Origin of the sequence: Streptomyces monticola (genome assembly GCF_042665355.1) — a bacterium.
Lineage (GTDB): Bacteria > Actinomycetota > Actinomycetes > Streptomycetales > Streptomycetaceae > Streptomyces > Streptomyces monticola.
This window is the reverse complement of the sequence record NZ_JBHTCF010000039.1, coordinates 1-14356: the sequence shown is the minus strand read 5'-3', so window position 1 is coordinate 14356 and position 14356 is coordinate 1. Positions and strand designations below refer to the sequence as shown.

The 14356-nt window shown below is 72.7% G+C and carries 13 protein-coding genes; 7 read left to right on the top strand and 6 right to left on the bottom strand.

Annotated features, from left to right (window positions below; genetic code table 11):
• Positions 1 to 5: 5 nt before the first annotated feature.
• Positions 6 to 872 carry an EamA family transporter gene (locus tag ACFQVC_RS41390; RefSeq protein ID WP_381841587.1) on the bottom strand — a complete coding sequence of 289 codons (867 nt, stop codon included), beginning with the start codon at positions 870 to 872 and terminating at the stop codon, positions 6 to 8.
• Positions 873 to 966: 94 nt separating this feature from the next.
• Here ACFQVC_RS41390 and ACFQVC_RS41385 point away from each other — a divergent pair, with 94 nt between their 5' ends.
• A complete protein-coding gene (locus ACFQVC_RS41385; protein ID WP_381841584.1) occupies positions 967 to 1539 on the top strand; it encodes a helix-turn-helix domain-containing protein in 573 nt (190 codons plus the stop codon).
• A gap of 43 nt (positions 1540 to 1582) precedes the next feature.
• The gene (locus tag ACFQVC_RS41380; protein ID WP_381841582.1) at positions 1583 to 2149 is read left to right on the top strand and encodes a YbaK/EbsC family protein; all 567 of its coding nucleotides are present in this window, start codon (positions 1583 to 1585) and stop codon (positions 2147 to 2149) included.
• 141 nt (positions 2150 to 2290) lie between these two features.
• Here ACFQVC_RS41380 and ACFQVC_RS41375 read toward each other — a convergent pair whose 3' ends face one another.
• A complete protein-coding gene (locus tag ACFQVC_RS41375) occupies positions 2291 to 2812 on the bottom strand; it encodes a winged helix-turn-helix transcriptional regulator (RefSeq protein WP_381841579.1) in 522 nt (173 codons plus the stop codon).
• A gap of 136 nt (positions 2813 to 2948) precedes the next feature.
• On the opposite strand from ACFQVC_RS41375, the gene ACFQVC_RS41370 reads away from it, so the two are divergent.
• The gene (locus ACFQVC_RS41370) at positions 2949 to 5228 is read left to right on the top strand and encodes a molybdopterin-dependent oxidoreductase (RefSeq protein WP_381841576.1); all 2280 of its coding nucleotides are present in this window, start codon (positions 2949 to 2951) and stop codon (positions 5226 to 5228) included.
• Here the strand turns inward: ACFQVC_RS41370 and ACFQVC_RS41365 are convergent.
• Together ACFQVC_RS41365 and ACFQVC_RS41360 are read right to left on the bottom strand one after the other, a co-directional pair.
• Entirely contained in the window at positions 5212 to 6216 is a 1005-nt protein-coding gene (locus ACFQVC_RS41365; RefSeq protein ID WP_381841573.1) for an SGNH/GDSL hydrolase family protein, read from the bottom strand. The genes ACFQVC_RS41370 and ACFQVC_RS41365 overlap by 17 nt on opposite strands.
• 111 nt (positions 6217 to 6327) lie before the next feature.
• Positions 6328 to 6849, bottom strand: a complete 522-nt coding sequence (locus tag ACFQVC_RS41360) for a GNAT family N-acetyltransferase (RefSeq protein WP_381841570.1) — start codon at positions 6847 to 6849, stop codon at positions 6328 to 6330.
• A gap of 223 nt (positions 6850 to 7072) precedes the next feature.
• Between ACFQVC_RS41360 and ACFQVC_RS41355 the strand changes: the two genes are divergently transcribed.
• Positions 7073 to 8041 carry a beta-ketoacyl-ACP synthase 3 gene (locus tag ACFQVC_RS41355; protein ID WP_381841567.1) on the top strand — a complete coding sequence of 323 codons (969 nt, stop codon included), beginning with the start codon at positions 7073 to 7075 and terminating at the stop codon, positions 8039 to 8041.
• Positions 8042 to 8089: 48 nt separating this feature from the next.
• On the opposite strand, the gene ACFQVC_RS41350 is transcribed toward ACFQVC_RS41355, so the two are convergent.
• A complete protein-coding gene (locus ACFQVC_RS41350) occupies positions 8090 to 9034 on the bottom strand; it encodes an AfsA-related hotdog domain-containing protein (RefSeq protein ID WP_381841564.1) in 945 nt (314 codons plus the stop codon).
• A 101-nt stretch (positions 9035 to 9135) separates the two neighbouring features.
• On the opposite strand from ACFQVC_RS41350, the gene ACFQVC_RS41345 reads away from it, so the two are divergent.
• From ACFQVC_RS41345 to ACFQVC_RS41335, 3 genes are all read left to right on the top strand, one after another.
• Entirely contained in the window at positions 9136 to 9768 is a 633-nt protein-coding gene (locus tag ACFQVC_RS41345; RefSeq protein WP_381841561.1) for a ScbR family autoregulator-binding transcription factor, read from the top strand.
• 163 nt (positions 9769 to 9931) lie between these two features.
• Positions 9932 to 10498 carry a GNAT family N-acetyltransferase gene (locus ACFQVC_RS41340; RefSeq protein WP_381841558.1) on the top strand — a complete coding sequence of 189 codons (567 nt, stop codon included), beginning with the start codon at positions 9932 to 9934 and terminating at the stop codon, positions 10496 to 10498.
• 189 nt (positions 10499 to 10687) lie between these two features.
• A complete protein-coding gene (locus ACFQVC_RS41335; protein WP_381841555.1) occupies positions 10688 to 12826 on the top strand; it encodes a tetratricopeptide repeat protein in 2139 nt (712 codons plus the stop codon).
• A gap of 79 nt (positions 12827 to 12905) precedes the next feature.
• Here ACFQVC_RS41335 and ACFQVC_RS41330 read toward each other — a convergent pair.
• Positions 12906 to 14356 (bottom strand): hypothetical protein (locus ACFQVC_RS41330; protein WP_381841552.1); only part of this gene is annotated, 1451 nt, incomplete at its 5' end.

The following is a 14356-nucleotide window of genomic DNA, read 5'->3' as shown; positions in this document are numbered from 1 at the left end:
GGAGTTCAGCCTCCGGCGAGCAGCACCGTGCCGATCAGGGCGAGGCCCGCTCCCGCCGCCTGCACCCCGCGCAGCCGTTCCTTGAGGACGCCGCGCGCGGCGAGCGCCGTGACGACCGGATACAGCGAGGCGAGTACGGCGGCCACGGTGACGGGGCCGGTCTGCGCGGCCACCGAGTAGGTGCCGTTGGCGGCCACATCGGCGAGGCCGACGAAGGCGAGGGCGGGCAGGGCGGCCCATACGACCTTCATGCCGCCCTCTTCCGGCAGGGCCTTCGCACCGCGCTTCACGGAGACGCAGAGCGCGCCGCCGCCCACGACGACATTGGTCACCCGCTGCACGAACAGGGCGAGGAAGAGCCCGGTGAGCGTGGTGGAGGCCTCCGCGATCAGGGCCATCACCGCGCCGAACCCGAAGGCCGCGAGGAGCGTGAGCAAAATGGCCTGGCGGCGGACGGCGGCGCCGCGGAACTCGGGCCCGCCCGCGAGCAGGATGCCGACCACGGCGACGGCGATACCGCCGTACTGCAGCAGTCCCGGGCGTTCGCCGAGTACGAGGCCGACGCCGACCGGCACCATCACGCCGATCGAGCCGAGCGGCGAGACGACGCCCATCGGGCCGAGGGCCAGGGCCTTGTAGAAGGAGAGCATGGCGACGGGGCCGACGGCGCCCGCGGCCACCGCGTACCAGAGCTGCGGGCCCCACTCGCTGAATCCGCCGGTGGCCACGACGATCGCGCCGAGCACGACGACCGCGACGCACTGCGAGACGACCACCACGGTCAGGGCGGGCATACGCCGGGTCAGCAGTCCGCCCCCGAAGTCGGCGAGGCCCCAGAGAAGGCTGGTGGCCAGGGCCAGGAGTGCGGACATGCGGTGACCTCGCAGTACAGTGTGGTGAACGGTTTGGTGCACCACACCGTAGTGCAGTGAACTGAACTCTGTCATCCAAAATATTGGACGGAATGTGTCGGACCTCGACCAGCTCACCCAGTCGCTCGCCCGCAACCTCAAGCGCTGGCGCGGCGAGCGGGGCTTCACGCTGGACGCACTGGCGGCGCGCGCGGGTGTCAGCCGCGGCATGATCATCCAGATCGAGCAGGCGCGTACGAACCCCAGCGTCGGCACCACGGTCAAGCTCGCCGACGCGCTCGGCGTCAGCATCACCACGCTCCTCGACTACGAGCAGGGCGCGCAGGTGCGGGTCGTGCCGAAGGAGCAGATCGTCCGCATGTGGTCGACGGACGCGGGCAGTTACACCCGCCTTCTGGTCGGCACCGAGACGCGCGGCCCCTTCGAGCTCTGGTCCTGGCGGATCATGCCGGGCGAGAAGAGCGAGTCCGACGCCCACCCCAAGGGCACCGTCGAACTCCTCCATGTCACCGCGGGCGAGCTGAGCCTCGTCGTGGACGGGGAGCCGCACACCGTGCCGGCCGGCAACTCCGCGACGTTCGAGGCGAATGTCCCGCACGCCTACCGCAACGACGGTGATGCGCCCGTGGAGATGACCATGGCCGTCTCCATCCCGCCCGCGAGCTGAGACGGGCGTGCGGCGGCCCGGGGCGCGCTGTTAGCTTCTCGCCATGCCCAGCGCGCCCATCGGCAACTTCGACAACGCCCGCCCCGCACCCGACTGCCTCGGCGAGCTGACCGCACCGGTCGCCGACGCCGTACGCCAGTGGCGCGGCGGCGTCCCCGCCGAGCAGCTGATCTACGTCGACAGCGACCCGGAGATCGCCGACACCGCCGTCTTCGTCGAGCACTACGGCCAGGAGCTCCTGGAGCAGTCGGCGAACTGTGTGGTCGTCACCGGCAAGCGCGGCGGCGAGTCGAGCCTCGCGGCCTGTGTCGTGCTGTCGCACACCCGGGTCGATGTCAACGGCGCCGTCCGCCGTCAACTGGGCGCCCGCAAGGCGTCGTTCGCCCCGATGGACACCGCGACCGGCGAGAGCGGCATGGAGTACGGCGGGATCACGCCGATCGGCCTGCCCGCCGACTGGCCGCTCCTGGTGGACGCTGCCGTCGTCGATACGCCGTACGTCCTGATCGGCAGTGGCCGCAGGCGCGGCAAGCTGATCGTCCCCGGCAAGATCTTCGCGGAACTGCCGGGCGCGGTCGTCATCGAGGGCCTCGGCGCCCCTGCGGCCTGACCCGCGCCGGGGCGGGCAGCGGCTCCGGAACCTGAGGCGCCCGAGCGCTGAGCGGGACGTCCGGCAGGGTGCCTGCGGGTGCGTCGTGGCTGGTCGCGCAGTTCTCCGCGCACCTGTGCAGGGGCATCAGCCGCGCCGGGTCTACGGGCGCCGGGAGTCCCCGGCCGCCGGGCCGAACCGCTCCCGCACGTCCGCGCGTTCGGCGAGCTTCGCCGGGAAGCCGGGGCCCATTTCACTGTGCACGGAGTCGGCCGTGAGCGGCTCGCGGCAGTGCTCGCAGACCACCGCCGCCCGGGTCTCATGGCCGCACTCGGTGTGGCGCAGCGTCACGGGGGCGCCCGCGGTCCCGGTCAGCCAGCGGTCGCCCCAGGCCATCATGGCGGCCAGGACGGGAAAGAACTCCCGCCCCTTGTCCGTCAGTTGGTACTCGAACCGCTCGGGGCGCCGCTGGTAGGGCACCCGCTCCAGCATGCCCTCCTCGACCAGGCGCTGAAGCCGCGCGGTGAGGGTGTTGCGGGCCAGGCCGAGGGAGCGCTGGAAGTCGTCGAAGCGCTTGATGCCGTAGAAGGCCTCGCGCAGTACCAGCGGCGTCCACCAGTCGCCGAGCAGATCCATGGTGCGGGCGATGGAACAGGGCCAGTGGGCAAGGGAAGTCCGCTTCACCCCGCCCACGATAGAGGGTTGTCCAACGGGACCCACAGCGATACCGTCCGGTAAGTTGCTCTACAGGACTCACTCAGGAACCAGTCAGGAACTGCTCAGGAACCACTGAGGACTTACTCTGCCCGGGAGTACCGAGATGACCGAAGCAGCATGGCGCACGTCCGCCTGCATCCTCTGCGAGTGCAACTGCGGCATCGAGATCCAGCTCGACGGACGGCGCCTCGCACGGATCAGGGGCGACAAGTCCCATCCCGCGTCGGCCGGTTACACCTGTGAGAAGGCGCTCCGCCTCGACCACTACCAGAACGGCCGCCACCGTCTCACCTCGCCGCTGCGCCGCCGCCCCGACGGCACCTTCGAGGAGATCGACTGGGACACGGCGCTCGGCGAGATCGCGCAGCGGCTCACCGCGGTCAAGGACACCCACGGCGGCGAGAAGATCTTCTTCTTCGGCGGCGGGGGACAGGGCAACCATCTCGGCGGCCTGCACACCCGCGCCCTGCAGTCCGCACTCGGCTCGCGCTACTTCTCCAACGCGCTCGCCCAGGAGAAGACCGGCGAGATGTGGGTCGACGGAAAGCTCTACGGCGGCCACACCAAGGGCGACTTCGAGCATGCCGAGGTCGTCCTCTTCCTGGGCAAGAACCCCTGGCAGTCCCATAGTTTCCCGCGTGCGCGACCGGCCCTGCGCGAACTCGCCAAGGACCCGGACCGCACCATGATCGTGATGGATCCGCGGCGCAGCGAGACCGCCGCCATGGCCGACCTCCATCTGCAGGTCAGGCCGGGAACCGACGCCTGGTGTCTGGCCGCGATGCTCGCCGTCCTCATCGAAGAGGGCCTGCTCGACCGGGAGTTCATCGCTGCCCACACCACCGGCACCGAGGGAATCGTCGAGGCCCTGACCGAGGTGCCGGTCACCGAGTACGCCGAGCGCTGCGGCGTCCCCGAAGAGCTGATCCGCACCGCCGCCCGGCGCATCGGCACGGCGGTCAGCGTCACCACCTACGAGGACCTCGGCACCCAGCAGGCCCCGCACAGCACCCTGGTGTCGTATCTGAACAAGCTGCTGTGGATCCTGACCGGGAACTTCGGCCGGCCGGGCACCATGTATCTGCACTCCGCGTTCGCGCCGCTCACCGGCCCGTCCGCGGGCGGCGGCCGCAAGAGCAGCCGCGGCCGGCGCACCCCGGTCACCGGGGCGAAGATCATCGCGGGCCTCGTGCCGTGCAACTCCATCGCCGAGGAGATCCTCACCGACCACCCCGAGCGCTTCCGTGCCATGTGGATCGAGAGCGCCAACCCCGCCCACTCGCTTGCCGATTCACCCACCTTCGCCCGCGCACTCGACGCCCTCGACCTGGTCGTGGTCGTTGACGTGGCGCTCACGGAGACGGGCCGGCACGCGGACTACGTGCTGCCCGCGGCCAGCCAGTACGAGAAGTGGGAAGCCACCTTCTTCAACAGCGAGTTCCCGCACAACTCCTTCCAGCTGCGCCCGCCCGTCCTCGACCCGCTGCCCGGCACCCTGCCCGAACCGGAGATCTACGCCCGCCTCCTGCGCCGCCTGGGCGCCGCCCCGCCGGAACTCCTCGCCACCCTCACCGAGGCGGCGCGGCTGTCGCGGCCCGCGTTCACCAAGGCCTTCTTCGACGCCGTGGCCGCGGACCCGGCCGTACTCGGCCTCGCTCCTCATCTCCTGTACGAGACCCTCGGCGCCGCCCTGCCCGAGCACCTGCGGGCCACCGCCCCCGTCTGGGGCCTGGCCCAGCTGTGCGCCCTGAACCATCCGGACGCGGTACGCCGGGCGGGATTCGCCGACGGCGACGAGCTGTTCGACGCGATCCTGGAGCGTCCTTCGGGGGTGACGTTCACGGTGGACGAGTGGAGCGACGTCTGGAACTACGTCCGTCGCGAGGACCGCCGCTTCACCGTGGACATCCCCGAACTCACCGAGTGGCTACGGCAGTTGAAGGACGACGAGCCGAGGTCCTGCGGGGACTTCCCGCTCGTCCTGGCCGCGGGGGAGCGCCGCTCGTTCACCGCCAACACCATCTACCGTGACCCGCGCTGGCGGCGCCGCGACCGTGACGGCGCGCTGCGCGTCAGCCCCGCCGACGCCGAACGCCTCGGGCTCGCCACGGGGAGCGCGGCCCGCCTGGTCACCGAGCGCGGCAGCGCCCAGGTCGTCGTCGAGGTCACCGACATGATGCGCGCCGGCCATATCTCCCTGCCCAACGGCCTCGGCGTCGACCATCCCGAGCACGGCAGCGCGGGCGTCGCCCCCAACGAGCTGACTTCCCTGCACCACCGGGACCCGGTGGCCGGCACGCCCTGGCACAAGTACGTGCCGGCCCGGGTCGAGCCGCTGGAGACGGCCCCCGTGGCGCAGGCGCCGGTCAGCTCCGGGGGCTGACCTCGGCCGCGGCGGCCGGCCGGACGGCGGGCCGCCGCGCCTGACGGAGGACGCCGGGAGTGAGCGTCCGCAGCACGGCACGGCCCGGCGTACGGGCCGAGAGGGCGGCGCTCGTGTCCGGGGTGCGAGCCACTCGGCGGGCGGCGGCTCGCACGCTCAGCACCTCCCCGGGCTCCCTGGTCCCGTCCCCGTCCTCGCCGGGATGCGCGAGGTCTTCGCGTACGAGGTCGTCACGCACGAGGCCGTGGTACGTGGGGCCCGCCACTTCGGCGAGCAGCGCGGAGAGCAGCCGGTCGCACTGCCGCGCGTAGCCCTCCGCCGAGGGATGGAAGCCGTCCGCTCCGACCAGCCGGTCCCGCTCGCTCCGGAACCGCGGATCCGCGAACGACACGATCCGCGCCCCGTGCCCGAGGACCGCACCCCCCTGCAGCCGCCCGAGGCGTTTGCTGCGCCCTGTCAGCAGGCGTCCGACCGGGTCCGGGATGGCGCCTCCCGCGCCGGAGTCGGGGCTGACGGCCACGACCACCGCGGCCTCCTCGGCGCGCAACCGCTTCACGTACCGGCCGAGTTCGGCTGCCGGGCGGCGCAACGGCACGGGCATGAGCGTGTCGTTGGCGCCGGTCATGACGACGACGGCGTCCAGGCCGTGCCGCAGCGCCTGTTCCACCTTGGGCGCGAGCGCCTTGGTGCCGGCGCCGGCGCGTGCGTACACCCCGAGCTGTACGGGGCGCCCCGTCGCCGCTGCCAGCTGCCGGGCGAGGAGCCGTCCCGGAGTCTGTTCCGGTCCGGCGACACCGAGGCCGAGTGCGGTGGAGTCACCGATCAGGCCGAGCCGCAGCACGGGCCCCGAGGGTCCGCCGGGCGGGCTGTAGAGGCCGTTGACCGCGTGGAAGGCGCGCGGGTCGATATGCCGCAGGGAGCGCAGGAAACAGCGGGCGTAGGTGCGGGTGACGGCTCGGGTCAGTCGCTGGGAGAGGGAACGGGCCATGGGTGAGGGCTCCTTGACGGGGTCTCAGGGGTGAGGGGTTCGCGAGGAGGGGGAGCTGCGTGAGGGGAGGGAGATCTGGGGGCGGAGGGGGAAGGGCTCAAGGGGGTGGGCTCAGGCGAGCGCGAGGGTGACGGCGGCCCTCGGTGCGTCCGCGGTCCGTGCCGTGTCCGCCGCGCGGGCCGCGAGGTGGCGGGCGATGCGCTGGGCGCGGCAGTTGCCTGCGCCGGATACGAAGCTGACGGAGTGCACGCCGATGGACCGCGCGAGGTCGAAGAGACAGTCCGCGAGGGCGGTACCGATGCCGCGGGACTGCCAGCGGTCTTCGACGAGCAGGGCCAGCTCCGCGCTGCCCGGCGTGTTCGTCCCCAGGAGATGTCCGACGGCGACGGTGTGGTGCGGGGGCACCGTCAGACTCACGAGGAGGGTGCAGCCGGCCCGCGGATCACTGAGCTGTTGCCATATGCGGGGCCGCAGTTCGGGAGTGCCGCAGTGGTAGCGCAGCGCGCGGCTGGCCGCCGAACAGCGCCGGTGCAGATCGCGGACGGCCGCGTAGTCGTCCGTCGTACCGACGCGCAGAGCCAGGTCCAGGGGACCGGCGCCGCTGCGGCCGGGCGGCAAAACATAATGAGCCATATGTGGAAACGTGCCATCCGGTTCCCGCGAAACCGGGGCTCCATCCCCCTGAAGCGTTAATTAGCCCCCTCTATTTCATTCGTTCGGAGGCTCATGGGGCTGTTGCGGGCCTTGCTCGGCGCATGATGGCGGCCGCAAGAAACATAGTGCGCGTTACGTCGGGCTATGGAGTCGAGCAGTTCTCCGAAGCCGCCCTCAATAAGCCGTTCTCAGGAAGGCACAGATGTCCGCCACCGCTCTCGGTGCTCCCGCCACGGGATCGCGTATCACCGCCGTCGCCCACCACCTGCCCGGTCCTCCCGTCTCCAACGGCGAGGTCGCGGCGCGGGCCGGTGTCGCCGAGGACTGGATCCGCCGACGCGTCGGCATCGAGGCCCGCCACCACGCCCGCGCGGAGGAATCCGTGGTCGACCTGGCCGAGGTGGCGGCGGCCAAGGCCCTTGCCGCCGCCGGATGTTCGCCCGACGAGATCGGGCTCGTGATCCTCGCCACCTGCTCCATGGAGTCCCCGATGCCGACCGGCGCGGCCCGGCTCGCCGCGCGCCTCGGCCTCGACCACTGCGGCGCCTTCGATCTGAACGCGGCCTGCGCGGGCTTCGGCTGCGCCCTCGCCGTGGCCGACCAGGCGGTGCGCTCAGGGGCCGCGGCCCATGTCCTCGTCGTGGGCGCCGAGAAGATGACGGCCTGGGTCGACGCGGGCTGCCGGGCCACCGCCCCGATCTTCGCCGACGGCGCGGGAGCGGTGGTCGTCAGCGCGGGCACGTACCGGGGGATCGGCCCGGTCGTGTGGGGGCACCGGGGCGAGGACGCGGAACTGATCGCCATCCCCGACCGCGCGGGCACGGTGGAGATGCGGGGCCAGGAGGTCTACCGCTGGGCCACCACCGACCTGGGCGCGCTGCTGCGCAGCGCCTGCGACCAGGCGGGCGTAGCACCGGAGGACCTGGCGGCCTTCGTGCCGCACCAGGCCAACGCGCGCATCATCGCGCACCTGGTCAGGCAGCTGGAGCTGACACCGGACACGGTCGTGTCGACGGACATCACCCACTCGGGCAACACCTCCGCGGCCTCCGTGCCGATCGCGCTGTCCAAGCTGGTGCAGCGGGGCACGGTGCCGTCCCGTGCCCCGGTGCTCCTGTTCGGCTTCGGCGCCGGGCTCACCTGGGCGGGGCAGGTTGTGCTCTGCCCCTGACCGGGCCCGGGTCCTGCCCGGGCCCGTACCCGGCGCCGCCGCCCGGATTCACCGCGGCCGCAGGGCGATCTCACCCCGGGCCCGCACCAGCGAGCCCTGACTGATCGTGAATCCGAAGCGGGAACCCATCGGGGTGCCGTCGATCCGGGTGAGCGGCTCCCAGTCGGTGAACTGCGCCGTCTCCATACGCATGCCCACGACCCCGGGCGCAGGCCCGCCGCCGGCCTCCGTCTGCTCGGCCCGGCTCAACAGGGCCGCCTGCCGGGCGGCTTCGAGCAGCAGTATCCCCGGGACGTGTTCCGCCACATGGTCGAAGAAGTAGGGGTGCCGCAGATCGCAGGGCGCGATCAGCACGTCGCCCGCCGGGTTGCGCGCGATCACCACGTCGCTGTCCCGGACCGCTCCCACCTCCGTGCAGTGCGGCCGTACGAAACCCTCCGGCAGAGCACAGTCCGGCAGCCCCGGCGCGCCCGACCTCAGCCTGCGGTAGACGGCCGGGCTCAGCAGGGCAGAGCTGCCCTCGCAGTGGGCGAACACTCCGCCGTCGTGCACGAATTCGGTGCGGATCGTGAAGGACCGGAGCTGTGGCCCGGCCGCCGGGTTCCAGGTGAAGTCGGTCCGCACCAGAACGTCGCTGGCGCCTCTGACCTCGCGGGGTTCGCGGTCCGGGTCGATCTCGAGGCGCATGTCGTTGATCACGAAGTGCGACTCGCTGCCGGCGCCGAGAAACAACTGCGGTACCGCAAGGCCCAGTTGACGTGCCGTCTCGGCGACCATCACCGGACTGTGCCGGCCGTCGGGCGTCTTCGGGTACGTCGGGTGGGAGCAGGGCCACTGGGCCGCCGCGAGGAACTCCGTGTGGGACAGACGGGTCACGGAGGCGAGCACGACCTCGGCCATGGAGCGCCGGTGTACCAGGTCGCGCGGCACATTCGACTGCCAGTGCAGTCCGAACCCGGGTGCCGCGGAGACGTCAACCTCGATATTGGTCATAACATCATGCAATCAATGATTCTGGGGCCTACCTGCCCTTGTGCCCCGAAGTCCCGGTAGATTCGCCCGACAAGATCAATCGAACGGTCGAGGGGTGCAAGATGCAGGACCGGGCGGCCGCCACTCGGCGGGCCATCATCGAGGCCGCAGCCCGCCTCTTCGACGAACTCGGCTATGCGGCCACGAGCATCAGCGGAGTCGTCTCCGCCACGGGTTTCACCAGCGGCGCCGTCTACTTCCACTTCCGTAACAAGGAAGGCCTCGCGCGCGCGGTGGTCGAGGCGTACCACGACAGCTGGCCCACAACCGTGGCGCGCTACACGGCACTCGACGGTTCGGTCCTCACCCGCACCGTCGCCCTCAGCCTCGCCGTCGCCCGCGGTTACCGCGAAGACCCCATTGTGCGCGCGGGCTCGCGCCTCTGGTTCGAGCGCAAGGCCATGTCGAGCCCGCTCCCCACGCCGTTCGTGCGCTGGATCGGGGTCACGGAGCAACTGCTCACCACCGCCCGCGACAGCGGCGAACTCGACACCGACGCGGACCTCAAGCGCTTCTCGCAGGTGCTTGTCGCGGGGTTCTTCGGCACGTTCAGCGTCGCCGAGGCGCTGGAGGCGCAGCGCGAGATGGAGAGCCGGGTGCTCGACCTGTGGAGCGCGTTCCTGCCGGGGCTCGGGGTCACGGACACCCAGGCGGTCCTTGCGGAGGCGGCCGCGCTCAACGCCGCCGCCACCTAGTAGCCTGGCCCGTCGAAGAAGGGGCGCCGCCCGGCGGAGCCCCCGCGACGAGGGAGGTTGATGAATATGGCCTGCGCCGTGGTTCTTCGTCATGCCCTCGTCCGGGCCCTCTGAGGTCGGTCACCGACCGCGGCCCGGTCATCTCGACGACCTGGAGACACGCGTGTCCTCTTCTTCCTCGTTTTCCTCGTTCATCTCTCCTCTCCCCGCTTCCTCGTCGCCCGCCTCCGCGCTGTACACCGAACGGCTCGTGCTGCGGCGCTGGTCCCTGGCCGAACTGCGGGCCGTCACCGACCCGTGGGCCCGGCTCGCGCACTGGGCACAGGACTATCCCGCCGACGGTGACCGGGTCATCGCGGGCTTCCTCGCCGAGTGCGACGACCCGGCGGCCGAACTCGCCGCACCCTACGGGCACCGGCAGATCATCGAACGTGCCAGCGGCCTCGTGGTGGGCGCCATCAGCCTGATGTGGCCGCCGGACGACGGCCGTATCGAGCTCGGTTACGGCATCGTGCCCTCGCGCCGCGGCCGTGCGTACGCACCGGAAGCCGCCCGCGCCATGGTCGGCTTCGGCCTGGGCGCACCCGGCGTCCACACGGTCCACGCGGACGTGGAGCAGGCCAATCCCGCGTCGGTACGGGTCCTGGAGAAGGCCGGTCTGACGCGCGGGGTGAGCGTGGCTGGCCTGGTGCGGTTCCAGGCCACCAGGGCGGAGCCGTCCGGCAGCTGACGTGAGGGGCGGCGGTGCGCCCCGTGCCGCCGCCCCCGGCGTACCGTCCCGAACTGGCCGTCTCCGCCGAAACGTTGATCCACCGGCGGTATGTGCGGGCCCTGGTCCACGGGCTACGGTGGGCTCTGCGGCGGCGGAGCGGTGCCGGAGGGGCGCATCGCCGGGGACGCCGGGGACGGGGAGTGCCGGGTGCTGGAGCCACTGTCGCTGACGGCCATCGGGGCGGTGCTCGGCGCGCTCGGCAACGGCGTCGCCAGTGAGGCCGGCAAGCGGCTCTGGGAGTCCGCCGGAGGCGTGGTGCGCCGGATAGCGGGCCGCGAGGTGGCCGCGCCCGCCGGGCCCCAGGATCAAGCGGCGGTGGCGCGCCTCGTACACGAAGCGGTCGGCCGTGACCCCGAACTGGCCCGCGCCTGGGCGGCACTGGCCCATCGCGTTCCGCCCGTCCGGCGGCCGGAGGCCAGGCCCCGTGGACTGCCCGTGTCGAGCCGGCACTTCACCGACCGTGAACAGGCCATGAAGGTGCTCGACCGGGAGGCCGGACGCCGGGCCGACGGACGGCCGAAGGTCGCCCTCCTGCACGGCCCCGAAGGCATCGGGACCAGCGCCCTCGCCGTCCACTGGGGCGCCCGCGCCGCCGGGCTCTTCCCCGACGGACAGCTCTACGCCGATCTGCGCGGGCCGGCGGGCGGCGGTCAGAGCCCGGGGCGCGTACTGCACAGCCTGCTGCGCCAGTTCGAGCTGCCCGAAGAGGAGATACCACCCGCCTTCCAAGGGCGCAGAGAACTCTTCACCCGATGTGTCGAGGACCGCCGGGTGCTGCTCGTACTCGACCACGCCCATTCAGCGGCGCAGGTCGAGCCGCTGCTCACCGCCGCGCCCGAGGTCTTCACGCTGGTGGTGGCCCGCCGTCCGCTGACCGGTCTCGACGCGCTGCCCGTGCCGGTCGGCCCGCTCACGGACAAGGACGCACGGCGGCTGCTCACCGCGCTCGTCGGAGGCAGATCCGCGCTCGCGCCGCACCGCGCCGAGCTTCCCGCCGTCCTCGCCCGCTGCGGCGGTTCACCGTTCGCGCTCCGCGCGGCCGTGCCCCGGCTCGGCGCGCACGGCTCCGTTCCCCTTCCGGCACAGCGCGCCCAGGAGGCCGACACCATGGCCGACGACCACCCCGTACAGGCCGCCGCCGAAGACGCGTACCGCACACTCGGCCCCGAAGCGGCCCGCCTCTACCGGCAGTTGGGGCTGTGGGAGTGGCCCGCCTTCGATGCCGCGGCCGCCGCGCGCACCCTGCGCGCCGATGAGCCGCTCGCCGCCGGGCTCCTCGAAGAACTCGCCGCCGTCCGGCTCCTTGAAAGGACCGGCGACGGCCGCTACCACTACCGCCCGAGGGTCAGACGGCATGCCGAAGCCCTGGCCCACGCGGACGGCATGGCGGCCTGCGCCGCAGCCGTCGCCCGGAGCGTCGAGGGCTACGCGCGCCTCGCCGCCGGTGCCGCACGGGCGGCGCTGCCGGAGAGCTGGCGCGTCCCCGACCTGCCGACGGGCGCCGCCACACCGGTGTACGCCGACCGGGGCGAGGCGCTTGCGGCCCTGGTCGCGGAGCGGGAGAACCTCGTCCAGGCCGTCCGTGCCGCCGACGAGTTCGGCGACCCGGAAGCGGTGTCCCTGCTGTGCCGGGCGCTGTGGCCCCTGCAGTTGAAGGCCGGCCACCACGAGGCGCTGCTCCCGGCCCTGCGCACCGGGGCGCGCACCGCCGACGCGCACTTCCCCGGCACGCGTGCCTCGGGTGCGCTCCATGCCCAACTGGCCCTGTCCTTGGCCGAGCTGCGGCACTTCGACGAGGCGGAGCCGGAGGCGCTCGCGGCCGTGCGGGACGAGCGGGCCGCCGGGCATGTGCGCGGACAGGCCTCCGCCCTGGAGTTCCTCGGCCTGCTGCGGCTGCGGCAGTGGCGCTTCGATGAGGCGTACGGCTGTTTCGAGGACGCCGAAGCCCTGCTCGGGGAGATCGGGCCGGCGGATGAGGGCGCGGCCGATGTGCCGCGCGCCCGCGCCCTGTTGGAGCGCCACCGCGGCCGCGCCCTGAGCGGCCTCGGCAGGCATGAGGAGGCGGCGGCACGACTCGGCGCCGCGCTGCGGTTCTTCCGCGGCACGGGCGAGGCCTACAACACCGCCCGCGCCCTCACCGACCTCGCCGAGAGCCGCCTCGCGAGCGGGGGCGGGGAAGCCGCGGCCCCGTTGATCGACGAAGCGATCGCGCTGCTCACGGCCGAAGGCGCCGAGTACCACCTGGCGCATCTGCGGACGTTGCGCGGGGGCGGTGCGGTGGATTGAGCGGTGTGGCGGATTGAGCGGTGCGGTGGATTGAGGTGACGGCCGGTCACCTCGCCCGGTGGCGCTCACTCGGCGCCGCTCACCCGGCGGTGCTCACCTCAGCCCGGTGAACGGCATCGCCCAGGCGCATGGTCAGGCCGCCGTCGACCAGTTCGGCCGGGGATTTGCCGCCGGCGATCCAGGCGTGCACGGCGGAGGCGTACGCGGCCGGGTCGGCGTCACCGCCTGGGTCGGCGTCATCGGCGGGGTGCGCGGAGGCGGCAGGGTCCGCGGAGGCGGCGGATTCCGCGGAGGCGGCCGGCCGCGCCCGGATGTGCAGCAGCTCCCCGCCCCTGGTGCGCACTGTGCACGTGTGCGGCCCTGTGATGTAGGCGGCGAGGGCGCAGTGGGGGTGGCGAGCGAGGACTTCCGCCGTCCACTGTGCGGGAGTTCCCAGGCGCGGGTCGTCGGGCGGCCCGGAGCGGAAGATGAGGTCCGCGGTTTCGAGACGGTCCCGGTCGCGGGTGTCCTCATGGACCGCCGTATGCACTTCATCGTCGCAGTCGCCGTCACTGTCGGGCTCGTGGACGGCGTCCGGGTGGCGGGTGACGGAGACTTCCGCGGCCGCGTCGAGGCGGGTCAGGACGCGCAGGGGCGCCGTCGGGTCGGCCTGCTCGTACGCGGGCAGGGGCAGCCGTTCGAGCGTGGCGGGAGTCCCGGGCTCGTCGGCGCCCATCAACTCGTAGAAGAGCCTGCGCAGTTGAGCGGCCGAGTCGCCCGGTGCCGATGTCGTGAACCGGGCGGGGCCGGGCATCGGTGTGTGCCGTGCGAGCAGTGTCTCCAGCTGTCTCCGCAGGGATGCGGCGGCGTCCAGACGCGGCGCGTGGCGCACGAAGTCCGCCGTGGGTGAGCCCGGGTCGAGCTCGGACAGGGGCGCGGAGGCGAGCAGTACGGGGGTGCCGAGCGCGGCCGCGTAGAAGGTGACGGCCCCGTGGTCGCCGATCACGGCGTCCGCCGCGATCAGTGCCTGCCGCCAGCCGTCGAGCGGGTCGACGAGGGTGAGACCGCTGCGCCGTGCCCGGTCGAGCCAGGCGCGGATCTGCCCCGGACCGTGGCCGTGCCAGATGTTGGGGTGCAGCACGGCCGCGATCCGGTACTCGTCGGTGGGCAGCTCGGCCGTCAGACGGGACAGCAGCGCGGGCAGGACGTCTCCGGCGGGAGCGCCGTCACCGAAGAGGGACGCACGGCTCCAGGTGGAGTTGATCAGGACGAGGCGCTGGCCGCGCCGGACGCCGAGGGCGCGGCGGAAGCGGGCGCGCAGGGGAGCGGCGGCCAGGATCCGGTCGTAGCAGGGATCGCCCGCGAGGACGGCGGTGGGGGCGGCTTCGGGGCAGGCGGCGCGCAGCCGGTCGAGCTGCTCGGGATGGGACAGGACGAGGGTATCCGCGACCGGCTTGCCCTCGTGCAGCAGCCACTCGGGCGAAAGCCCGAAGACGGGCGCCGGGCGCCGCGGTGAGGCCGTGGGGGTGTGGGAGTGTGGGGGTGTGGGGG